This window comes from Acinetobacter sp. RW6, from assembly GCF_041956835.1.
Taxonomy (GTDB): domain Bacteria; phylum Pseudomonadota; class Gammaproteobacteria; order Pseudomonadales; family Moraxellaceae; genus Acinetobacter; species Acinetobacter calcoaceticus.
Genome location: NZ_CP167121.1, coordinates 2,742,252 through 2,765,537 on the forward strand (window position 1 = coordinate 2,742,252; position 23,286 = coordinate 2,765,537).

Annotated in this window: 15 protein-coding genes, 2 tRNA genes and 3 rRNA genes; 2 read left to right on the forward strand and 18 right to left on the reverse strand. The window is 39.9% G+C overall.

What is annotated here, in order from left to right:
- Window positions 1-49: 49 nt before the first annotated feature.
- Window positions 50-598, forward strand: a complete 549-nt coding sequence (locus ACB088_RS12975; RefSeq protein ID WP_002115876.1) for an NUDIX hydrolase — start codon at window positions 50-52, stop codon at window positions 596-598.
- A gap of 56 nt (window positions 599-654) precedes the next feature.
- Here ACB088_RS12975 and ACB088_RS12980 read toward each other — a convergent pair whose 3' ends face one another.
- The 6 genes from ACB088_RS12980 to ACB088_RS13005 all read right to left on the reverse strand — a co-directional run bounded on the left by ACB088_RS12980 (window position 655) and on the right by ACB088_RS13005 (window position 8,858).
- On the reverse strand, window positions 655-2,655 hold the full coding sequence (locus ACB088_RS12980; protein ID WP_375037171.1) for a protein FilF: 2,001 nt from the start codon (window positions 2,653-2,655) through the stop codon (window positions 655-657).
- A gap of 12 nt (window positions 2,656-2,667) precedes the next feature.
- The gene (gene filE / locus ACB088_RS12985; protein WP_375037172.1) at window positions 2,668-3,921 is read right to left on the reverse strand and encodes a putative pilus assembly protein FilE; all 1,254 of its coding nucleotides are present in this window, start codon (window positions 3,919-3,921) and stop codon (window positions 2,668-2,670) included.
- Between the two features lie 17 nt (window positions 3,922-3,938).
- A complete protein-coding gene (locus tag ACB088_RS12990; RefSeq protein ID WP_375037173.1) occupies window positions 3,939-5,603 on the reverse strand; it encodes an OmpP1/FadL family transporter in 1,665 nt (554 codons plus the stop codon).
- A 12-nt stretch (window positions 5,604-5,615) separates the two neighbouring features.
- Entirely contained in the window at window positions 5,616-6,821 is a 1,206-nt protein-coding gene (locus ACB088_RS12995) for a transporter (protein ID WP_375037174.1), read from the reverse strand.
- Window positions 6,822-6,866: 45 nt separating this feature from the next.
- Window positions 6,867-7,700: a C39 family peptidase gene (locus ACB088_RS13000; RefSeq protein WP_004641305.1), complete on the reverse strand. Its 834-nt coding sequence runs from the start codon at window positions 7,698-7,700 to the stop codon at window positions 6,867-6,869.
- Window positions 7,701-8,006: 306 nt separating this feature from the next.
- The gene (locus ACB088_RS13005; protein ID WP_375037175.1) at window positions 8,007-8,858 is read right to left on the reverse strand and encodes a DUF6160 family protein; all 852 of its coding nucleotides are present in this window, start codon (window positions 8,856-8,858) and stop codon (window positions 8,007-8,009) included.
- 355 nt (window positions 8,859-9,213) lie between these two features.
- Between ACB088_RS13005 and ACB088_RS13010 the strand changes: the two genes are divergently transcribed.
- Window positions 9,214-10,572, forward strand: coding sequence for an anthranilate synthase component I family protein (locus ACB088_RS13010; RefSeq protein WP_375037176.1), 1,359 nt, complete (start codon window positions 9,214-9,216; stop codon window positions 10,570-10,572).
- Between the two features lie 3 nt (window positions 10,573-10,575).
- On the opposite strand, the gene hisC is transcribed toward ACB088_RS13010, so the two are convergent.
- The 12 genes from hisC to ACB088_RS13070 form a co-directional block, all read right to left on the reverse strand.
- Window positions 10,576-11,661 (reverse strand): histidinol-phosphate transaminase, encoded by a 1,086-nt coding sequence (gene hisC / locus ACB088_RS13015; RefSeq protein ID WP_375037177.1) that lies wholly within the window; start codon window positions 11,659-11,661, stop codon window positions 10,576-10,578.
- Between the two features lie 68 nt (window positions 11,662-11,729).
- Entirely contained in the window at window positions 11,730-13,019 is a 1,290-nt protein-coding gene (hisD, locus tag ACB088_RS13020; RefSeq protein ID WP_375037178.1) for a histidinol dehydrogenase, read from the reverse strand.
- A gap of 106 nt (window positions 13,020-13,125) precedes the next feature.
- A complete protein-coding gene (gene hisG / locus ACB088_RS13025) occupies window positions 13,126-13,809 on the reverse strand; it encodes an ATP phosphoribosyltransferase (RefSeq protein WP_005043031.1) in 684 nt (227 codons plus the stop codon).
- Entirely contained in the window at window positions 13,809-15,065 is a 1,257-nt protein-coding gene (gene murA / locus ACB088_RS13030) for a UDP-N-acetylglucosamine 1-carboxyvinyltransferase (RefSeq protein ID WP_133748104.1), read from the reverse strand. The genes hisG and murA overlap by 1 nt, the downstream gene beginning before the upstream one ends.
- Before the next feature lie 6 nt (window positions 15,066-15,071).
- Complete coding sequence (ibaG, locus tag ACB088_RS13035; RefSeq protein ID WP_004794487.1) at window positions 15,072-15,323, reverse strand: BolA family iron metabolism protein IbaG; 252 nt, start codon at window positions 15,321-15,323, stop codon at window positions 15,072-15,074.
- Between the two features lie 138 nt (window positions 15,324-15,461).
- A complete protein-coding gene (gene hpf, locus ACB088_RS13040) occupies window positions 15,462-15,800 on the reverse strand; it encodes a ribosome hibernation-promoting factor, HPF/YfiA family (protein WP_004641296.1) in 339 nt (112 codons plus the stop codon).
- Window positions 15,801-15,967: 167 nt separating this feature from the next.
- A complete protein-coding gene (locus ACB088_RS13045; RefSeq protein WP_375037179.1) occupies window positions 15,968-17,416 on the reverse strand; it encodes an RNA polymerase factor sigma-54 in 1,449 nt (482 codons plus the stop codon).
- Window positions 17,417-17,697: 281 nt separating this feature from the next.
- Window positions 17,698-17,812 (reverse strand): 5S ribosomal RNA (gene rrf / locus ACB088_RS13050).
- Window positions 17,813-17,994: 182 nt separating this feature from the next.
- Window positions 17,995-20,888 (reverse strand): 23S ribosomal RNA (locus ACB088_RS13055).
- Window positions 20,889-21,260: 372 nt separating this feature from the next.
- A tRNA-Ala gene (locus ACB088_RS13060) sits at window positions 21,261-21,336 on the reverse strand.
- 56 nt (window positions 21,337-21,392) lie between these two features.
- Window positions 21,393-21,469 (reverse strand) — tRNA-Ile (locus ACB088_RS13065).
- A gap of 59 nt (window positions 21,470-21,528) precedes the next feature.
- Window positions 21,529-23,066: ribosomal RNA gene (locus ACB088_RS13070) — 16S ribosomal RNA — on the reverse strand.
- Together the 16S, 23S and 5S rRNA genes with 2 tRNA genes alongside form the textbook arrangement of a ribosomal RNA operon.
- Window positions 23,067-23,286 lie beyond the last annotated feature (220 nt).

The window sequence follows — 23,286 nt, forward strand, 5'->3', positions numbered from 1 at the left end:
AGTCTAAAAATTCAGTTATGCTGAGTCATCTCTATACTCGATGATAATTATGAGTTTCTGTGTAGCGTGTGGGCATAAAACCGAACAAAAAATTCCTTTAGGTGATCATAAAGTACGCCGTGTTTGTACTCATTGTGGAAATATTCACTATGAAAACCCCAAAGTAATCTGCGGTGCCTTAGCGTTATGGGAAGACAAAGTATTACTCTGTCGTCGTGCAATTGAACCTCGTTATGGTTTATGGACTTTGCCTGCTGGCTATATGGAATTGTTCGAAACCATGGAGCAAGGTGCAGCACGCGAAACTCGTGAAGAAGCAGAAGCTGAGATAGAAATAGAACAACTCTACTGTATGTACAATATTCCGCGTATTGGTCAAATTTATGTACTTTTCAAAGCACAGCTGAAAGATGGAATTTTTGGTGCAGGTGAAGAAAGTATCGAGAGTCGTCTATTTGAAGAGCATGAAATTCCATGGGGAGAACTAGCCTTCCCTAGCGTTGAACATACACTAAGACATTATTTTGAAGACCGAAAAAAACAAGTTTTCCCAACACATCTTGAAACTTTGGGGACTCGTTTAGACCATACTGGTTAATTAATTAGATAATAAAAAAGACCGCTTTCGCGGTCTTTTTTATTTGTCTCTTATTTTTAAGATTTAGTCTTAATTGCATTACAAGCAGGAATAGACTGATTGGCTAGTTTAATGGACACCGTGCCAGACAGGCGTTGAGCCAAAGCTTTTTCAGCATCTGTTGGTGCTGGGCTAATATCCTTAATATTATTATAAACAGCTTGATAGAAAGCATAGAGATTAATCCAACGCGCAGTCTTGTTCGCATAATCACTTAAATTAATACTATTACTGCTGTTTTGACCTGCTAATAAGTTATAGAGGTTAATTTTGGCTCCATTTACTGAAACTGAATCATTTACATTATCGTCTGGATTAGTATCCTGTCTCACCACAGAGTTAAGTCCCATCAAAATCCCATTAAGATTACCCAGCTGAGGATTTGATAAAATCATACGAACAGTAATAGAACTATCATTATCAGATGACTCTGTTCCACCAGTAGTACCAAGTCGATACTGTTGTACGCCATTACTATCAATTAAGCCGTTGTCTGCTACCGTTGCACATTGACCAGACATATCGGTTGCAGTTGCATTTGGTTTAATATCCGTACGAATATTTCCTTTTTCATCAACGACAATACCTAAATCGATAGGAGCTATCCCAGTAGTATCAAATCTGAATGTTAAAGTCGCATATAATGGGAAGACATAGCGTTGACCAGAACTGACGTTAGCTGCTGTTTTAAAAATTTCTTTGCCAAGATAACTAATCGGATTGGCTTTAATAATATCAAGTGAACCCTTATAGTTTTCTGTGCCTACTGTTTGACGCCATAAACCATAATGCTGAATATTTCCTGTTGTCGAGCGTGTTAGCTGTTTATAAAAACCTTCACTTCCTGCAACAGCATAATCGTTCATAAACTTACCTTGATAGATTTGCAAATCATTATTTGCATTGCTATCAACGCTTAAGCGTAATGGTTGAGTCGATTGAATATCTTTTGAAATTGGGTTCAGCCAACCATTTTGTTGTGGAGCAACGAGCATTTGCATTGGTTTTGCTTTGGTCCACAATAAAACTGGTGGAGCAACACCAGTCACCTTTCCGTCCTTATCTTTGTATAAAGTAGCATCACCGCGCCATTGTAAGCCATAACCCATTGCATAACCTTCACGGTCAGTCAGCATGAACATATTAGCCATCATATGACGTAAATTAGTGGTAGATTTATTAAAGCAATCTGCTAATGCCTGATTACAGCCATAAAAACCGAGTGGTAGCGGTGAACTTACAGGATCTACAATCCCTGCATAAGTCGCTTCATTTGCCTGAAATAATGCAGCATTTGCCAAATTCGTTACTTGAACTACGAGCGCATAAGCTTGTGCATCAGACACTTTGCTTACATCTAACCAAGGTTTTAGAAGAGTTGCATATTGTCCATTCTTCCATTCCGTTGCGGTTATATCTTGTGTCAAACTAGTCAACAGATTTTTCTTATCTTGAGTAAATTGGGTTGGTTGTAAATCACCCACCACATTATCGCCACGTTCAACACCAATACTTTGGAATAACTTAACTAAAGCTATTGCCACTTTAATAGTTGGATCAGCGTTACTCATTGAAGCTGGAGCTTGTCCAGTTAATGCTGTCGCCATATCTAAAACTGTTAAATGTGTTGTTCCATATTTACCTAGTGTATCGAGTTTTATCGTACCTAATGCAATCTTGTGGGTATTACTGCCTTGTAGATAAAGCGTAATTGTTTCATCAGATTTACTGCTACTGATACTACAGGCACCACCAACCGAGTTACCAACCAATTTAGTAATATAATGCTGATTAGGAGATAAGCTACAGTCGAAATTCAAACCAGCTATTGGATAATTTAATTCAAAATTCAGACATGTCTCATCTGTTGCTTTACAATCCAAATTAGTGGTTGGAATCTCACCTCCACCTTGAGTAGGATCTTCATTAATTGTTGAGCCACCACCACCGCAACCATTTAATACAATTGCCAATGTGGATAATGCAAAAGGTAATAAAAAAATTTTACTCATCATCATTCCTATTTATTTTTAACGTAATACCGAAATTTTAATTTGTCCCTGATTAGATAGTTCTTGATCTGGCATATCCACAGCCGAAGATAAAGGGGTCAACATAATATACTGCGTACGGTCTGGCACTTGTAAGACACCTGAAATCGACGCATGTTGTAATATCGTTGCAGGATACGACTTACTTTTAAAACCACTTGCACCCTCTAAAACACAACCTTTTTCGTCCAAGAAAACTGCAAGTGGCCAATAATATACAGGCTTGTCATTGGTTGTAGCATAGGAAGCCACTTGTATATTCTTAATCGAAGAATCTACTTTTATTACTTCGTATTCAAACTTTTCTTTTAGAGGCTTTCTAGGCCATAGCCCAACTTCTTTATTCTGGCTCAATTTCTTAATTGATTTGTTATCACCTTTAATAAAACACAAATCATTTTCAAAAGTATTTGCCAATTCTTGTTGTGAAAGTCGTAAATATGTAGGTGCCAACACAACAGAGGAAACTTGGTCTTCTCGTGACCGATGTAATACATTATCGAGGATAGACTGACCAACCCCTTTTTTTCGCTCAATAGATTCAGTACGGCCTAACCCATCAGGCATAATATAGAAACGTTTTTTACCCTCTAGATTAAACTCTTGATTTTCTAAATATTCATTATTGACATATTCCACTCCATCAATGGTAGTGTACTTCGTCTCATCCTTTTTAGGAGCGGGTACTGATGGAGTAACCATATCCTTCGTCGAGGATGGAACTGGATTTGACTTTACTTTTTCTTCAGCTGTGTGTTTGAGAGCAGAATCCTTGATTATTTTTTCTTTACTACTACCCAAACCAGACTTTTTCTCAATGGCTTCAGGCTTTTCTGTACCTTTTTTTGTCTGTGTTGAAACCTTAGATTGTTTCTTCATCGAAACAGTTGGTGCAGTTGGTGCAGTTGGTGCAGTTGGTGCAGTTGGTGCAGTTGGTGCAGTTGGTGCAGTTGGTGCAGTTGGTGCAGTATTAGACGATTTTGTAGTTACTTTAGGCAATTCTTTTGATTTTAAAGATGTTTTTGGAAAAACTTGCTGCTCAGGACGACTCGTCGTTACCTCTGGATGTGTTAATACTTTAGAAGGCACAACAGCTTGTTCTACCCTTTTACTCGGGACAATCATTGGTCGGCCATCAGGACCAATAATCGTATAGAAACCATCCGCATAAATAGCAGAGTTACTTGCTAATGCAACAAAAAAAATCGCAATAGCAAATCTAGGTCGAGACATCCGTTCGCAATTTAATTTTACCATTTTGTTCTATAATTTAACCCGAGTACTGTAACTTTGGTATTGGTTTTAACATCCAAACCGGCATAAGGGTTTAACAGGATATTATCAACTCCTGTTTTATTAGATAAGGTACTTGTTCCTGCTGGAATATTATCGCGGCTACGTAAGAAACCAACTGAAAGATCCAAATCTGTATCTGCGTCAAACCGATATCCAATACCCAAACCAAATAATTGCGCATTATTAATTGGAATCATGGTATTACGTTTATCATTTGGAATAGCACTAGCACGAGGCTCATAACCAGCACGTAACTTCAAACGATCTGTTGCTGAATACTCCAAACCAATACCCCAGCTCCATGGTGAGGTAAACTTTAAAGGTAAGGCTAGTGAAGCATCTGTCACATCATTTGATAAAAGTTTAGCAACTTTGAGTAAGGTAATCTGTCTATCAAATTCAAATTTAAACTTATCCCATGCTGAATAGTCTGTCCAACCAACATCAAAGTTAACTTGCAAATCAGGAAATATTTTATATTTAATCCCTGCTTGGAAATGTGCTGGATATTCCAGATCCATCGCGGCTAGTCCAGACTCAGAATTTGGCACACTTCCCGGCAAACCGAGAATAGCAGCTAGAACTTGTCCTGTAGCCGAGGAGTTTAAGCCTTTAATTAATTCTTGAGGAGCCTTAGCATTATTAATTAGGTATTTCCCTTTCATACGCATCTTGGCAGCACTTTGATAGACCATACCAAAGCCAAAATCATCCGTTGGTTCCCAAAGTAATCCTAAGTTATAACTTGGGCTTAAAGACTGCTCCATTGAAACTTGTAGTGATCCCATTTTATTAAATGGATTCATACCCTCTTGAGTATTACACAAACCAAATAACAATAGATTGGTAATCATATCGTTATTATCTTTAAAAGGCCCACATACTACGTCATCAACCATACGCAACACCCCAATCATATCATTGGGAAATCGCAAATCGGTTTTCATAGCAAGAGCGTTATAAGACATACCAACAGAGGCACCAATTGATAAATGATCATTTACTTGATAACCAAAAGATGGAGACAAATAAGTAATCCGCTCAACAGCCACCTGCTGCCCCATAAAGTTTCCAGCGTTACCATTTTCAGCGCCAAAACCTGCAATTAAAGGTGCATAAATTGCAGTAGCGTAGGTCACCTTCGAACCTGGAGGCTTATAGGCAATACCTGCTGTAGGAGCAGCTAGTGGATAACCAGCCCCTAGATCAACCATTTTTTTTAGAATCGGCACATATAAGCTGGCATATTCAACATCGCCACGTACAGGTCCCTTAAAATCAGTACAAATATTAGCTGTAACTTCTGGGCCATCATTACAAACAAGAGGGTCATCTGAGTAGCCAAAAACGTTATAACCAGGGGGTGCTGAAAATTCACGCTGAATATCAAAGTTCGCTAGAATTCCTTGCACATCTGTCTGTAACCCATCAATTTTTGCTAAAGCCGCTGGGTTAAAGTGAACTGCACTAATACCAGGTGGATCTGCAGTTACAGCATTCCCCATCGATAATGAACGAATATCAACAGCTAGGTTTTGTCCTAATTGAGCATTGGCAAAGCTAGAAAAACTGGAGATAACAATTGCCGCCGTCAAAGGACATAATTTAGGATATTTCACCTGCATATCTCCTTATTTAGATTTTTTGCCAAAACCTATGAAATCTAGCGGGAAAGACAGACCAAGTGAAACATCTGGCGCATCTTCGGTTAAACCAATACCCACCGTACCATTAACAATTGTTTCAGGTGAAACACGTACCCCTAAAGCAAAAGACAACATTGCACTACTTTGGTCTGGCGACTTATATGATTCGTCTCCATTATTAAATTCAAACTCAGCATCCATGTTAAAGCTTTGTTGATACGACATGGTTAATGACACGTCATAGTTAAATGAGTAAGCAAAACCGAATGAGAAGCCGCCACTAATGCCTGGATCAAAAGAAGTTAAAATCCTTGGCCCCTTAGCCCCGCTACCACGCGCTTGATCTAAACCCGTTTCTTTAAATCCATAATTAGCAGACGCGGAGGCAAATAAAACCACCGGATCGATATATTTACGGGTACTTGCCCCAACCCCAACAGAGTAATAACCTTTACCAGTTGAAAGCTCATCTAAACCAATTTCATAAGGACTATCTCCAGTTTTTGATGAAAGGTTACCGAATAATACTAATGGCAAACGACCTTGCTTTAACGGGAAAGGTTCCCAGCGAGCTCCTAAAGAAATATCACCTAAACCAGCTGCGGTTGTATCTCTAACAATTTCAGACTTTGCAACGAAAGGAACAGTTGCAGATAATGTTAAGTTATCTAATACACCGTATTGCAAAGTAAAACTATTAGTTAAAGTATGGTTCGCATCTTCTTCAATACGTAAACGATTTAATTGAGATGAATTATCTGCTAAAGCTAAATCAATTCTGGTATCACGATAATAGGTATAATCAAGATCGTAATATGCAGAAATCACGCCTCTTTTAATTAAGGAATACTGGCGCTCATTTGAAGTAAACACTTCTTGCAAATTTGTTTCTTGAGTCGCATCACCTTCTTTTTTCTGTAAAGCAGTCGCGGCTTGATTAGCTCCAGTATTTTCGGGTACAACAGGCGCAGATTCAGGATTTGCAACTTCGGTAGTCGGTGCCGAACTTGCTTCTTGAGTTGAACCTGTCGCTGGTGTTACTTCTGATGTTGTACTCGCTTCAGAAACAACTGCAGTATTTGCAGTTGTTTGTGCTTCTGTTTGTGTAACTTGGTCTGCTGCATAGAGGGTGCTTGTAATGGCGCTCATACTTAATGCCAACACACTCATATTCATCCATCGATTATTCATATTTCTTCCCACCCAATGTATTTATTTTACTTAGTTCATATTTGATTATTTACGCTTATAGTAAAGACGCATATAGGTTTCTATCGGCTGATTATAGGTTGCAGAATTTGGGTCTTTATCTAGCACCCGTCTCATGGTAGAAGCTTTATTTGCTAAACGGTCATAATTAAATGTTGGATATTGCACATCCACAAAGGCATAACGGTTAACAGTTGCATCTTCCACATGGCGCATATCTGAATCTTTTAGGGCCAATAAGTCTTTACGTTGAGATTCAGGGACAGAAACAACAAATAATGTATTATTATCCCAAACCTCTTTAAAGCGATTTTCATCAAAGCTGATATTCCCTAATGCAGGGTCAGCAACATAGACTCGTCCATCTTTATAAGCTTTATATACGACAAAATGCTTAAAACCAGCATAAGAAATTGGAACAATCGCGGGCTGTCCAAGATTGACTAAATCTGAAAACTCGCCACGATATCCCCCACTATCCAAACCAATAGCAGTTACAAAGCGCTTCATATCAAGTAGTGAGAAGCTTCGGCGTTCAATAATCCGCTGATATTCACCATACTGTAGCAAGCCGCTCATAGTCTGCTGTTCAGTCAAACTAGTACCTACATAACCATTTAGAAGTGTAGTAAGCGCTGCTGAACCACAGCTATAATCATAGGCTTGCCGAACGATGCCGCGAAACTGGTCTTCTACAGCAGGTTTAATCCTAACTGGTTCAATATGATTACGGCGAAAAGATAAATTACGTGAATCGGCAGTCTCTGTGTAATAAACAGTTCCTGGTGGCTTTTTTTCTATTTCGAAGGCTTCTGTCGCAAAGTAATATATCAATGCTGAGCCCAAAGCAATCTCTAACATAAGCACTTGTTCTAAATGGTGGCACAACTGGCCTTATTCATTTTATTCTTAGAGCAATAGCTCTACATCCCTGTGTGTTGAAGATACCTTTTTTTTTTGTAAAAAACAGCTTTTTTTTAATCTTTTTGATGAATGTATAGTTCTACTTTAATTAAAATGTTAATTAACTCTCATTTTTTAATATCAGTAGTTTTAATATATTTATTATTTATATAATTATTTTATATTAAACAGATATATAAAATAATTTTCATTCAATAAAAAAAGCGCGTATTAAACGCGCTTTTTTTAATTAAAAATTTTAAATTAGTGACCTGAGATTGTAATTGTAGAAGTACCTACATTTAAACCTTGAATTTCAACGTCACCAATTGAAGCAGCTGTACTAGAACCTAAATGTACACCTTGAACATAGACATTCATACCTTGTGCACTATTATTTTGAATTTTCAAGCCAGTTGGTACAACTGAAATATTAGCATCAACATCTAAATCACCAGTTGTGTTACCAGCGCCACGAACCATAACTTTATCCAAGAAGATCTCACCACCACCTGCTGCATCGTTAATACCGAAGTTAGATAGTGTTAAACCGCCTTGTAAGCTTGAATTTACTTTGATCATTGCGCCTTGTGGAGTAGAACCTAATTGTACATTCGCTGAAATCGCGCCTAGAGACAGGTCTAAACCAGAGATAATTTCAGTTGGAGCAGTTTCAGTAATACCACGTACAGCAGTAGTTGTATTTAAAGTACCAGAAGTACCTACACCAATAGAACCAACACTTACATCAACTGCACCAACATTTGCAGCAACATTTAAAAACGCGCCATTTGTACCTGAAGCACCAACGCTATCAATTTTAAGGTCTAACAAATTAGCAGTTTGATCAACCTGTGTAACAGATACACCGCTTACTACAATCGCACCAGCTGTTGCTGCAGCACCTGTAATACCTGTAGCAGGATCTAAACCATCGTTGTCATGAATAAATACTTTATCGATAGAAATACCGCCAGCACCTAAAGCGATACCGATGTTAATACCATCTTGACCTGTAGCAGCACTAAGTGCAGCATCATCCATTGACTGCATTGCCATTGCATTTGCACTGATAGCTAAAGAAGAAACTAAAGCAAGTTTAGTGAACATTTTCATTGAGCACTCTCCCAAGAGCATTTATTTTTTGACTTTAACCACTCTCATTGTCTCAAGTTGCATTTTTCTTTATATAGCAACCGAAACTTCCAATCCTTGAGTAGTTTTGCTTAGCAATTACTAAATTACATCTACGTTACTTTTTGTTCAACTAGTGTTGTGCATTTTTTGCCAACTACCCGACAAACGGTACAATCAATTTACTTCGCTTTTAGCTTCCAAATACAACTTCGATCTCACACAAAAATCGACTATTTTATCAGCGAAAAGCACCTCCCACAGAAGTCTTCTCCCTAACGATTCACAACTTGTAGTAAACTAATATTTCCCTCATTAACTATTCTCTTATTTAAAAATGTCTCAGTTAAAGAAAAAAATCTCATTACATGGTAAAAATGCTGCCGAGATTTTAAAAAAATTACAAGGATTAACTGGGCTAATTTATTTAAATGACAATAACAACCCCATTATTGGTTTTCTTCCTCAACAATACATTCTTATTCAAAATAAAAATAATTTAGTGTTTCAGCGTCAAAATTTTAATGAATATAAAAATATATCAAAATCGAACCAATTATTAGATTTTATTCAACTTAAAGAAAATAACTCAAAAGAGAATAAAGATATTAAATCGACAATAAGTTTTAACGGCGGCTATATTGGTTTTATTAGTTATGATTTTGCTACACATCAATTTATTAATGCTCAGAATCATATACAGCCATCTTTATTCTTAGGCCAATATCGTTCCTTTTTAAAATATATAGATAATGACTGGTATTTTTTTAGCAATGAAGAAAATGCTCTTGATCTCTTCACATACATTGAAAAACAATTAAAGACTACTATTGTCAATAATTCTAAAAATACATTTGAATTAAAAAATTCTATTCAACCAAGATGGTCTAAAGAACAATATTTTAAGGCCTTTTATAAAATACAAGAATATATTAAAGCTGGTGATTGTTATCAAATTAATTTAACCCAAGAATTTAAAGCTAATTTTACAGGATCGTTATTAAATAAAGCAGCAGATTTATGGAATCTTACTAATGCACCATATGCAGGTTATTTAAAATTAGATCAATTTGAGTTATTAAGTTGTTCCCCTGAACTTTTCATTGAGTTCAATCAAAATAAACAAATTAAGACCCGACCGATTAAGGGGACTATGCCTCGATATAAGAATATCGAAAAAGATTTTATTTCTAAACAAACTTTAAAAAACTCGCAAAAAGATCAGGCAGAGAATGTCATGATTGTTGATTTATTACGTAATGATTTGAGCATTTATGCCAATACTGGCTCTGTAAAAACAACAAAACTATTCGAGATTGAAAGTTTTAATCAAGTCCATCATATGGTCAGTGAGATTGTTGCCACGCTTAAAGATGATATTAATCCTATGCAAATGTTGCTCTCTGCTTTACCGGGGGGATCAATTACAGGAGCACCAAAAATTCGGGCAATGCAAATTATTGAAGAATTAGAAGAAGAAGCAAGAGGTGCATATTGCGGGACGTTAGGTTACTTCAATTTTGATGGAACGGGTCGCTGGAATATTCTTATCCGCAGCTTTCAACAATACCAGAATCAGCTCTCTTTATGGGCTGGTGGTGGTATTACTATTGCCTCAAATGCAGAAGCAGAATATCAAGAAAGCCTTGATAAAATCTCTGCTATGCTGAACTTGATGAACAGCACAGCAGATTAAAACTTAAAGAATATCTTGTTTTAACGTTTGCACTAAACGCATATTCTGCTCATCAGTACCCACTGTAATACGCAAAAATTGATTAATGCGAGGCTTATTGAAATAACGCACAATAACACCTTGTTCGCGTAATTGCTGTGCAAGTTGCCCTGCATCATGAGTTAAGTGTGAAGCAAAAATAAAGTTCGCTTTAGAAGGTAAAACTTTAAAGCCCAAAGCAGTTAAGTCATCTACTAGCTTTTCACGACTAGAAATAACTCTCTGAAGTTGTTCTTCAAAATAAGCCTGATCTTCAAAAGAAGCTACCGCGGCTGCAATTGCAAAACGGTCAATAGGATATGAGTTAAAACTATTTTTGACAGCTTCAAGCGCTGCAATTAAATGTGGCTGAGCGATTGCAAAACCAACGCGCAAACCAGCTAATGAACGAGACTTCGAAGTTGTTTGACAAACAACCAAATTCTCATAGCGATTTACAAGACCAACTGCGGATTCTGTTCCAAAATCAACATAAGCTTCATCGATCACCACTACCCGATCTGGATTTGCTTTTAAGATTTGCTCGATATCAGGCAAACCCATTGCAATACTGGTTGGTGCATTAGGGTTTGTAATAACAATCCCGCCATTTGGTTGTATATAGTCCTTAGCTTCTATCTCGAAATTCTCATTAAGTGGAATTTCTTTAGTTTTTGTTCCAAAGAACTGACTATAAACTGGATAAAAACTATAAGTAATATCCGGATAAAGAATAGGTTCGTCTTGAAGAAAAAATGCTTTAAAAATATGAGCAAGTACTTCGTCTGAGCCATTCCCCACAAAAACTTGAGAAATCTCAATATTCTGTTGTTTAGCAATTGCTTGCTTTAAAGCTGTAGCATCTGGGTCTGGATATAAACGTAATGCATCAGCTTGCTGAGTTAAAACAGCTTGAACTGCTTCAACTACTTTTGGTGATGGCGGATATGGATTTTCATTCGTATTAAGTTTCAATAAATTCTGAATTTTAGGCTGTTCACCAGGAACATAAGGCTCTAATTCACGAACTTCTGGACTCCAAAAGCGCATTTGTGCTGTAGATAAAGTCATGGTCTTATCTCAAAAAGGGCTAAAAATCAGCCCTGAGTAATAATTAAAAAACTACAAGTTTTATAAGCTTATTGATAACGATAGCGTGCTGAGCGTGCATGGGCATCTAAATTCTCTTGAACAGCTAATATGTCGGCTGTTTTAGCTAAGGTTTTAACCCCATCTTTCGAGCACATAATCAGGCTCGAACGTTTTTGAAAATCATAAACGCCTAATGGAGAAGAAAAACGAGCAGTTCCAGATGTCGGCAATACATGATTTGGGCCTGCACAATAGTCACCGATTGCTTCAGGTGTATAACGCCCCATGAAAATTGCTCCAGCATGACGAATATCTTCGCTCATCGCTTCGGCATCATCTAAGCACAGCTCTAAATGCTCTGGTGCAACCTGATTAATCAACTCAATTGCTTCTGCACGGTCTTTGACTAATACCAAAGCACCACGATTTTCAATTGAAGTTCGCGCAATATCTGCCTTTGGCAATTCATTTAAATGCTTTTCAATTGCCAACTCTACTGCATTGAGCAAAGCTTCATCTGGAGTTATAAAAATAGCTTGAGCCACTGTGTCATGTTCAGCTTGTGATAAAACATCCATAGCCAACCAATCAGCATTATTCTCACCTTCTGCATATACCAAAATTTCAGAAGGCCCAGCAATCATATCGATGCCGACTTGACCAAATACAGCACGTTTAGCAGCTGCTACAAAACGATTCCCCGGACCAGTAATTTTATCTACAGGTGGAATGGTCTGTGTACCATAAGCCAAAGCTGCTACAGCCTGCGCACCACCAATGGTAAAAACTCGGCTGACTCCAGCAAGATAAGCTGCTGCAAGAACCAATGGATTTAATTCACCATTCGGTGCTGGAACAACCATAATAATTTCAGGTACACCCGCAACATGAGCAGGTACAGCATTCATTAGAACTGAAGATGGATAAGAGGCCAAACCACCAGGCACATAAATACCGACACGGTCTAGAGGCGTAACTTTTTGTCCTAGTGTATTGCCCAAGTCATCTATATAAGTCCAGCTATCTTGTTTCTGAGCTTCATGAAATGTACGAATACGCTTTGCGGCTAACTCTAGAGCATCACGAATCTCGGGGCTTAAATTATCAAAAGCAGTTTTAAGTTGTTCTTGAGATAATTCTAAATCTGAAAATTGATGCGCAGGATGTCGATCGAAGTGTTGAGTAAGCTTTAAAACATGATCATCACCATGCTGACGAACATCAGCAATAATTTGATCTACTGTTTGCACTAAATTAAGATCATTCACGGTTTCAAATGCTAAAAGCTCAGCAAAAACCTGTTTGAAGTTCTGATCTTGAGTCGATAAACGTCGCATCAATTTACCCACAAGGCGAAAAAGAAAAAGTAAGTTTACTCTTTTTCTAAGCGCTTGTGGGCATCATCTGGCTTAACTATCGCAAAAGCATGATGGGAAATTGCTTTTAACGTGATTGAACAGCTTGCTCAAGCTGTGAAATGATTGGATTTAACAAAGTTTGTTTACGTTTAAAACTGGCTTTATTTACAATTAATCGAGAAGATACTTTGCAAATCTCTTCTAAGGGTTCAAGACCATTCGCTCTTAAAGTATTGCCAGTATCAACCACATCTACAATGTAATCACCCAAACCGACCAAAGGTGCTAGCTCCATAGAACCATAGAGCTTAATAACATCAACCTGCTCACCTAAGCTTGCATAATACTGACGTGTAAGATTGACATATTTCGTGGCAATTTTTAAACGACCCTTTGGATGCTCCATGCCTACTTTACCAGCAGTCATTAACTTACATTTAGCAATTTTCAGGTCAAGCAACTCATATACATGCTGAGCGCCATGCTCCATCAATACATCCTTACCTGCTACACCTATATCTGCTGCACCATTTTCTACATAGGTCGGTACATCAGACGCACGTAAAATCAAAATACGTACTTGCTTATGCGTAGTAGGGAAAATGAGCTTACGAGACTTTTCCGGATCTTCGAGCAAATTAATACCCGCTGTAGCCAATAAAGGTAACGTCTCTTTTAAGATACGCCCTTTACTTAATGCCAAGGTCAAACCATGATCAAAATTACCCATCACATCAAAATTAGGATCATCGTTTCTTACATCATTCATTAACTTACTCGCTTAATTTTGGCACCTAAACCTTGAAGCTTCTCTTCGACATGTTCATAACCACGGTCAATATGGTAGATACGATCAATTAAGGTATCACCCTCTGCAACTAAAGCAGCCAGAACTAAAGAGAATGAAGCACGTAAATCTGTTGCCATAACAGGTGCGGCCTGTAAGGTTTCAACTCCGGTTACAACAGCATCGTGACCTTCCACCTGAATATTAGCGCCCATTCGTGACAATTCAGGAACATGCATAAAACGATTTTCAAAGATCGTTTCAGAGATTGTCGCAAATCCACGGCCAATAACATTTACAGCCATCAGTTGTGCTTGCATATCAGTTGGAAACTCTGGATGTGGCAAAGTTCTAAAACTTACAGCTTTAGGACGTTTACCCATCATATCAAGTTCAATCCAGTCATCACCACGAGTGACTTCAGCACCCATTTCTTCAAACTTATCTAGAACAGACTCAAGCAATGCCGGATCCGTATGAGTTGTTTTTATACGTCCACCCGTAATTGCAGCAGCAGCTAAATAAGAACCTGTTTCAATACGATCAGCAACAACAGCATATTCACAGCCATGTAAACTTTCTACGCCAGTTACAATAAGAGTATCTGTATCAAGACCTTCAATCTTTGCGCCCATTTTAATTAACATTTGAGCAAGGTCAGTAATCTCAGGTTCACGTGCTGCATTACGAATAGTTGTAACACCGTCTGCCAATGCTGCTGCCATTAAGATGTTTTCGGTACCGCCAACTGTCACCATATCAAAAACAACTTCACCACCTTTTAAGCGACCATCAACTGAAGCGTGGACATAACCATTTTCAACTTCAATATGTGCACCCAAAGCTTCTAAAGCTTTTAAATGCTGATCCACAGGTCTTGAACCAATCGCACAACCGCCTGGTAAAGAAACTTTAGCATTACCATAACGTGCTAATAATGGTCCTAAAACCAAAATTGAGGCGCGCATTGTTTTTACCAGTTCATAAGGTGCAAACTGATTATCTAAAGTAGAGGTATCTGCTTTTACTGTGTCATTTTCATAGCCAATCGTTACCCCTAATCCACCAATTAGCTTTACCAAAGTATTAACATCTTTAAGATTTGGAACATTGGTTATTGTAATTGGAGAGTCTGCAAGAATAGTTGCAGCAAGTAAGGGTAAAGCCGCATTTTTAGCACCAGAAATGCGCACTTCACCTTCGAGCTTAACACCACCCGTGATTAAAAATTTATCCATTAATATTTAAGCTCCGAAAAGGCTTGCTTTACGCCATTCATCTTTGGTCATTGCACGAATTGTTACCGCGTGAACTTCCCCACTTGCAATATAAGTATTTAATGGTGCATAAACTAACTGTTGACGAGCCACTGTACGCTTACCTTCAAATTGATCATCCACTATACGGAGGTCAAATTTTCCAGCCTGTCCGCTCACCGCCACTTCCGCTACAGGGAAAGCTTCTTTTAAAATTTGAGTGAGCTGTTCACTATTCATTGCAAAGACCTCTGACACAACCTAAGGGGTAAAACGGAGTATTTTACTATAACTTTTTCCAAGAATTCAGTACGTGTTTATATTTTATCAATAAAAAAGAGGCTATCTTTCAAGCCTCTCTTAACTTCACAAAACTTATTAAACAGAAACAGTAACTTGCGAATAAGTACATTGCATTTTTCGATATCTTAATAATTGTCTTTTTAATTTTTCAGTCAATTTTTTAATTGAAGTATACATATCATCAGCAGTTGCCTGAGCAAATAACTCAATCCCCGGCAATCTTACAATAGCCTCTGCAACATGATTTGAACTGCCCTTATGAGAGCGCTTATCAATTTGATGATCTTTTGTTAATTTAATCTGCATACTGTTCACCTGATCTAGGTGTTTCGTTAATTGATTAAATTTTGATTTAATATTTTCTTCTATAGCGGGTGTAATTGCTAAATGATGACCACGAATCGTTATTTGCATAATTCTATCCCTCACCTTTTTTAGGTTATTTAAAGAAGAACCAAAACGATTTAATGCTATCAAAAAGAAACTTAGGACAACTAAACCATTTTAGCTACTCCTCTTGGTGAAATTGAAATTTCATTATTTCGTCATAATGAATCTCTAGAATAGCCATACTTCAAAATTCAGATCAAGACTTTTCTTTCAGACGATGAAGGAATATGTAACGATTCTCGATATTTTGCGACAGTACGTCGCGCTACTTCAATCCCCTCATCTTTTAATAATGTAGCAATCACATTATCTGACAAGGGTTTACGTGGATTTTCATTTGCTACAAGTTTTTTAATCATTGCACGAATTGCAGTAGAAGAAGCCTCTCCTCCGGCAGTAGTACCTACATGGCTAGAGAAAAAATATTTCAACTCAAAAAGGCCGCGTGGGGTAAGCATATACTTATTTGTTGTTACACGAGAAACTGTAGATTCATGCAATTCCACTTCTTCAGCAACATCTCGAAGAACCAAAGGTTTCATTGCTTCAGCACCTATCTCCAAAAAAGCTTTTTGATGTTCAACAATACAAGATGATACTTTTAATAGCGTCTTATGTCTTTCATCAATGCTTTTGATAAAGTTTTTCGCCTCAAGCATCTGATTACGTAAATATAAATTATCTTCACTCTGATCTGCTCTACGAATCATACTGGAGTAAAAACTATTAATTCTTAATTTAGGCAGCACATCTGGATTTAGTTGAACCTGCCAATGTAAATCTTTTTTAGAAACCACCACATCTGGAATTTGATAGTCTGATTCTTCTTTATCAAAGTCCATACCGGGATAGGGTTTTAATGTTTTTAAAAGATTGATTGCAAACTTCAATTGATCTTTCGTTAGACCTGTCTGCTTGAGTAATTTATTTAGATCATTTGCTATTAAAAGCTCATAATATTGCAATAGGCTTTTTGCCTCATTTAAATATTCAACGTCTTTCGATAAAAATTCGAGTTGTATGTTTAAACATTCTGCTAAATTACGCGAACCAATTCCTAATGGATCAAGTCTTTGAATATGTTTTAAAACAACTAAAACTTCATCTTCCTCTATCTCTTCCTCAATATCCATTTCATTCAATAATTGCTGTGATGCTAAAATGATTTCCTCTAATTCAGCATCCAAGAATCCTTTATCATCTAATGCATCAACAATACAGTAAGCAATTAATTGATCTATTTTAGAAAAGTGCAGAAGATTAACTTGTTCTAGAATATGTTCTTTTAAAGATAATTGAACTTGGCGATTATCCTCTCGCTCTTCAAATTCTGGAGTAGCCAAAGCCGTCGATTGATGAGTATAAATATCATCCCACTCTGTATCGACTGGTAAATCATCAGGTAAATGGTTTGCATTTAATTCAGTTGTTAAGTCATCTGAGTCTTTGCTTTTTAATGTAGACAGACTTTCTATTAATGACTCTTCTTCTATTTTTTCAAGTAAAGGATTACTATCTAGTTGGATCTGAATTTCTTGTTCAAGCTCTAAACTAGAAAGTTGTAACAAACGAATCGCCTGCTGCAATTGAGGTGTTAACGATAGAGAATTCGCAACTTTCAATCCAACAGATAATTTCATATATTTTAAATTCCATCAAACAAGCAAAAATCATGCCTATTCAATATTTATAACATATAGTTTCTATTTATTATACATATCAGTTTGAAATTTTCCGAAGAAAAAGTGGTTTTTTTATTAAAAAGTCCTGCTAAAGAATAACCTCTATTTATCGATTAGATATTTTTGTTAATTAATTGATATTTACGCAGGCTTACTGTTTCTAAATTCTTTATTTTCGTCATTTATTTCAGACATAAAAAAACACCCCCAACTGTTAAGTTGAGGGTGTTTGAATAATGAGCTGGCGATGACTTACTCTCACATGGGAAACCCCACACTACCATCAGCGCTAAGAGGTTTCACTTCTGAGTTCGGGAAGGGATCAGGTGGTTCACTCTTGCTATGGTCGCCAGCACAACTGGTATGGATACTTGCATTGGTCTTATTAGTTGCCGATGCGTTTTCCAAATCTTTACAGATGGGCTGATTGAGTCTTACTTTATTTTGTTCATTTTAGCTAAGCGTATAACTAAATCAAGTTGCTTTGCATATTAATGAATCGATTGATGCTTTATATACAACTGCTTGGGTGTTGTATAGTCAAGCCTCACGAGCAATTAGTATTGGTCAGCTTCACATATCACTATGCTTCCACATCCAACCTATCAACGTCCTAGTCTCGAACGGCTCTTTAGAGGACATAAAGTCCTAGGGAAATCTTATCTTGAGGTAGGCTTCCCGCTTAGATGCTTTCAGCGGTTATCCCTTCCGAACATAGCTACCCGGCGATGCGACTGGCGTCACAACCGGTACACCAGAGGTTCGTCCACTCTGGTCCTCTCGTACTAGGAGCAGATCCTCTCAAATTTCCAGCGCCCACGGTAGATAGGGACCGAACTGTCTCACGACGTTCTAAACCCAGCTCGCGTACCTCTTTAAATGGCGAACAGCCATACCCTTGGGACCTGCTTCAGCCCCAGGATGAGATGAGCCGACATCGAGGTGCCAAACACCGCCGTCGATATGAACTCTTGGGCGGTATCAGCCTGTTATCCCCAGAGTACCTTTTATCCGTTGAGCGATGGCCCTTCCATACAGAACCACCGGATCACTAAGACCTACTTTCGTACCTGCTCGACTTGTGGGTCTCGCAGTTAAGCGCGCTTTTGCCTTTATACTCTACGCGTGATTTCCGACCACGCTGAGCGCACCTTCGTACTCCTCCGTTACTCTTTAGGAGGAGACCGCCCCAGTCAAACTACCCACCAGACATGGTCCTCGCCCCGGATTACGGGGCAGAGTTAGAACCTCAACATTACCAGGGTGGTATTTCAAGGACGGCTCCATTGGAACTAGCGTTCCAACTTCAAAGCCTCCCACCTATCCTACACAAGTAAGGTCAAAGTTCAATGTCAAGCTGCAGTAAAGGTTCACGGGGTCTTTCCGTCTAGCCGCGGGTACACTGCATCTTCACAGCGATTTCGATTTCACTGAGCCTCTGCTGGAGACAGCGCCGCCATCATTATGCCATTCGTGCAGGTCGGAACTTACCCGACAAGGAATTTCGCTACCTTAGGACCGTTATAGTTACGGCCGCCGTTTACTGGGGCTTCGATCAAGAGCTTCGCTTACGCTAACCCCATCAATTAACCTTCCAGCACCGGGCAGGCATCACACCCTATACGTCCACTTTCGTGTTTGCAGAGTGCTATGTTTTTAATAAACAGTTGCAGCGGCCTGGTTTCTGTGGCTGTCATCAGCTCAGGAAGCAAGTTCCATCACCAACAACAGCGTACCTTCTCCCGAAGTTACGGTACCATTTTGCCTAGTTCCTTCAGCAGAGTTCTCTCAAGCGCCTTGGTCTACTCGACCTGACCACCTGTGTCGGTTTAGGGTACGATTCCTGTGTAACTGAAGCTTAGAGACTTTTCCTGGAAGCATGGTATCAGCCACTTCGCTGTACAAGTACAGCTTGCTATCAGATCTCAGCATAGAGCACCCCGGATTTGCCTAAGATGCATGCCTACTTCCTTTCACCTGGACAACCAACGCCAGGCTGACTTAACCTTCTCCGTCCTCTCATCGCATTACACAGAAGTATTGGAATATTAACCAATTTCCCATCGACTACGCCTTTCGGCCTCGCCTTAGGGGTCGACTCACCCAGCCCCGATTAACGTTGGACTGGAACCCTTGGTCTTTCGGCGAACGGGTTTTTCACCCGTTTTGTCGTTACTCACGTCAGCATTCGCACTTCTGATACCTCCAGCATACTTCTCAATACACCTTCATCGGCTTACAGAACGCTCCCCTACCACTTGACTTAAAAGTCAAATCCGCAGCTTCGGCACATAGTTTTAGCCCCGTTACATCTTCCGCGCAGGCCGACTCGACTAGTGAGCTATTACGCTTTCTTTAAAGGGTGGCTGCTTCTAAGCCAACCTCCTAGCTGTCTATGCCTTCCCACATCGTTTCCCACTTAACTATGATTTTGGGGCCTTAGCTGGCGGTCTGGATTGTTTTCCTCTTGACTACGGACGTTAGCACCCGCAGTCTGTCTCCCGGATAGTACTCATAGGTATTCGGAGTTTGCATCGGTTTGGTAAGTCGGGATGACCCCCTAGCCGAAACAGTGCTCTACCCCCTATGGTATTCGTCCGAGGCGCTACCTAAATAGCTTTCGGGGAGAACCAGCTATCACCAGGCTTGATTAGCCTTTCACCCCTATCCACAAGTCATCCCCTGGCTTTTCAACGACAGTGGGTTCGGTCCTCCAGTTAGTGTTACCCAACCTTCAACCTGCTCATGGATAGATCGCCTGGTTTCGGGTCTATACCCAGCAACTAAACGCCCTATTAAGACTCGATTTCTCTACGGCTCCCCTATACGGTTAACCTCGCTACTGAATATAAGTCGCTGACCCATTATACAAAAGGTACGCAGTCACCGAACAAGTCGGCTCCCACTGCTTGTATGCATGCGGTTTCAGGATCTATTTCACTCCCCTCACAGGGGTTCTTTTCGCCTTTCCCTCACGGTACTGGTTCACTATCGGTCAGTCAGGAGTATTTAGCCTTGGAGGATGGTCCCCCCATATTCAGACAAGGTTTCACGTGCCTCGCCCTACTCGTCATCATTATGTGTGCCCTTTCGTGTACGGGAATATCACCCTCTACGTTCGCACTTCCCAGAGCGTTCCACTAAAACACACATAACTTAATGGGCTGATCCCCGTTCGCTCGCCGCTACTAAGGGAATCTCAATTGATTTCTTTTCCTAAGGGTACTGAGATGTTTCACTTCCCCTCGTTCGCCTTGCAACACTATGTATTCATGTTGCAATACCTACCTTAAAGTAGGTGGGTTCCCCCATTCAGAAATCTCCGGATCAAAGGATATTTGCCGCCTCCCCGGAGCTTATCGCAGGCTATTACGTCTTTCATCGCCTCTGACTGCCAAGGCATCCACCACATGCACTTAATTACTTGACTATACAACCCCAAACAGTCGTTATTACCTACAAGGAGTAATAAGACATGATCAATGATTTCTCATCAATCTCTTACAGTTTGAAGTACTGTGTATTTAAACACTGTACAGCTTCAATCTAATTCATATACCAAAACGCTTGATTCAGTTAATTTGCTAGTTCTCAATTAATTCCAAGATCAGAATTACTTCTTCTCTTTTCATTATTGAGTGAACAATTTATTTCAGACTCAATTTTGCCAATCTGTTAATGAATAAACATGCCTTCGTCAGGTCATGCTTAATACCGTGATACTTAAATCACAGAAGTTAATAAACTAAGATCTTACAACCTCTATTTACTAATTTCTGTAATCCGAACTTCTCTTAAGTTCTGGTGGAGACTAGGAGAGTCGAACTCCTGACCTCCTGCGTGCAAAGCAGGCGCTCTACCAACTAAGCTAAGTCCCCAGCTTACATCATCAGTTATGTATCTTCTTTTCTATAACTTCAACCAGTCAAAGTCATGGTGGGTCTGACAAGACTTGAACTTGTGACCCCACGCTTATCAAGCGTGTGCTCTAACCAACTGAGCTACAGACCCTCAGATACATCTATGAAGAACAACTTGTTGTGGATTCTTACCAATCGTCAATCTTTCGTTAAGGAGGTGATCCAGCCGCAGGTTCCCCTACGGCTACCTTGTTACGACTTCACCCCAGTCATCGGCCACACCGTGGTAAGCGTCCTCCTTGCGGTTAGACTACCTACTTCTGGTGCAACAAACTCCCATGGTGTGACGGGCGGTGTGTACAAGGCCCGGGAACGTATTCACCGCGGCATTCTGATCCGCGATTACTAGCGATTCCGACTTCATGGAGTCGAGTTGCAGACTCCAATCCGGACTACGATCGGCTTTTTGAGATTAGCATCCTATCGCTAGGTAGCAACCCTTTGTACCGACCATTGTAGCACGTGTGTAGCCCTGGCCGTAAGGGCCATGATGACTTGACGTCGTCCCCGCCTTCCTCCAGTTTGTCACTGGCAGTATCCTTAAAGTTCCCGACATTACTCGCTGGCAAATAAGGAAAAGGGTTGCGCTCGTTGCGGGACTTAACCCAACATCTCACGACACGAGCTGACGACAGCCATGCAGCACCTGTATGTAAGTTCCCGAAGGCACCAATCCATCTCTGGAAAGTTCTTACTATGTCAAGGCCAGGTAAGGTTCTTCGCGTTGCATCGAATTAAACCACATGCTCCACCGCTTGTGCGGGCCCCCGTCAATTCATTTGAGTTTTAGTCTTGCGACCGTACTCCCCAGGCGGTCTACTTATCGCGTTAGCTGCGCCACTAAAGCCTCAAAGGCCCCAACGGCTAGTAGACATCGTTTACGGCATGGACTACCAGGGTATCTAATCCTGTTTGCTCCCCATGCTTTCGCACCTCAGCGTCAGTGTTAGGCCAGATGGCTGCCTTCGCCATCGGTATTCCTCCAGATCTCTACGCATTTCACCGCTACACCTGGAATTCTACCATCCTCTCCCACACTCTAGCTAACCAGTATCGAATGCAATTCCCAAGTTAAGCTCGGGGATTTCACATTTGACTTAATTAGCCGCCTACGCGCGCTTTACGCCCAGTAAATCCGATTAACGCTTGCACCCTCTGTATTACCGCGGCTGCTGGCACAGAGTTAGCCGGTGCTTATTCTGCGAGTAACGTCCACTATCTGAAGGTATTAACTTCAGTAGCCTCCTCCTCGCTTAAAGTGCTTTACAACCATAAGGCCTTCTTCACACACGCGGCATGGCTGGATCAGGCTTGCGCCCATTGTCCAATATTCCCCACTGCTGCCTCCCGTAGGAGTCTGGGCCGTGTCTCAGTCCCAGTGTGGCGGATCATCCTCTCAGACCCGCTACAGATCGTCGCCTTGGTAGGCCTTTACCCCACCAACTAGCTAATCCGACTTAGGCTCATCTATTAGCGCAAGGTCCGAAGATCCCCTGCTTTCTCCCGTAGGACGTATGCGGTATTAGCATTCCTTTCGAAATGTTGTCCCCCACTAATAGGCAGATTCCTAAGCATTACTCACCCGTCCGCCGCTAAGTGATAGTGCAAGCACCATCACTCCGCTCGACTTGCATGTGTTAAGCCTGCCGCCAGCGTTCAATCTGAGCCATGATCAAACTCTTCAGTTAAAAATCATTTTGCACCTTATTAAAGACAAGGTGCCAATTCTGGCTCATCAATTTTCTGACTTAAATTTCGCTCAAATAAACTTCGAGTAATTTAAACCAATCAATCAATGATAATATTTCGATCGATCAATCAGTAAAAATCCACACAAGTTGTTCTTCATAATCTCTTAATGATCTTCTTACTGGTTCGTCACCAGCAAGCTAGGTCGGCTATATTACT

Bases quoted from the DNA above. Each gene is read 5' to 3' on its own strand.
- ACB088_RS12975 (WP_002115876.1), top strand. From the start codon at position 50: ATGAGTTTCTGTGTAGCGTGTGGGCATAAAACCGAACAAAAAATTCCT.
- ACB088_RS12980 (WP_375037171.1), bottom strand. From the start codon at position 2,655: ATGATGATGAGTAAAATTTTTTTATTACCTTTTGCATTATCCACATTG.
- filE (WP_375037172.1), bottom strand. From the start codon at position 3,921: ATGTCTCGACCTAGATTTGCTATTGCGATTTTTTTTGTTGCATTAGCA.
- ACB088_RS12995 (WP_375037174.1), bottom strand. From the start codon at position 6,821: ATGAATAATCGATGGATGAATATGAGTGTGTTGGCATTAAGTATGAGC.
- ACB088_RS13000 (WP_004641305.1), bottom strand. From the start codon at position 7,700: ATGTTAGAGATTGCTTTGGGCTCAGCATTGATATATTACTTTGCGACA.
- ACB088_RS13005 (WP_375037175.1), bottom strand. From the start codon at position 8,858: ATGAAAATGTTCACTAAACTTGCTTTAGTTTCTTCTTTAGCTATCAGT.
- ACB088_RS13010 (WP_375037176.1), top strand. From the start codon at position 9,214: ATGTCTCAGTTAAAGAAAAAAATCTCATTACATGGTAAAAATGCTGCC.
- hisC (WP_375037177.1), bottom strand. From the start codon at position 11,661: ATGACTTTATCTACAGCACAAATGCGCTTTTGGAGTCCAGAAGTTCGT.
- hisD (WP_375037178.1), bottom strand. From the start codon at position 13,019: ATGCGACGTTTATCGACTCAAGATCAGAACTTCAAACAGGTTTTTGCT.
- hisG (WP_005043031.1), bottom strand. From the start codon at position 13,809: ATGAATGATGTAAGAAACGATGATCCTAATTTTGATGTGATGGGTAAT.
- murA (WP_133748104.1), bottom strand. From the start codon at position 15,065: ATGGATAAATTTTTAATCACGGGTGGTGTTAAGCTCGAAGGTGAAGTG.
- ibaG (WP_004794487.1), bottom strand. From the start codon at position 15,323: ATGAATAGTGAACAGCTCACTCAAATTTTAAAAGAAGCTTTCCCTGTA.
- hpf (WP_004641296.1), bottom strand. From the start codon at position 15,800: ATGCAAATAACGATTCGTGGTCATCATTTAGCAATTACACCCGCTATA.
- ACB088_RS13045 (WP_375037179.1), bottom strand. From the start codon at position 17,416: ATGAAATTATCTGTTGGATTGAAAGTTGCGAATTCTCTATCGTTAACA.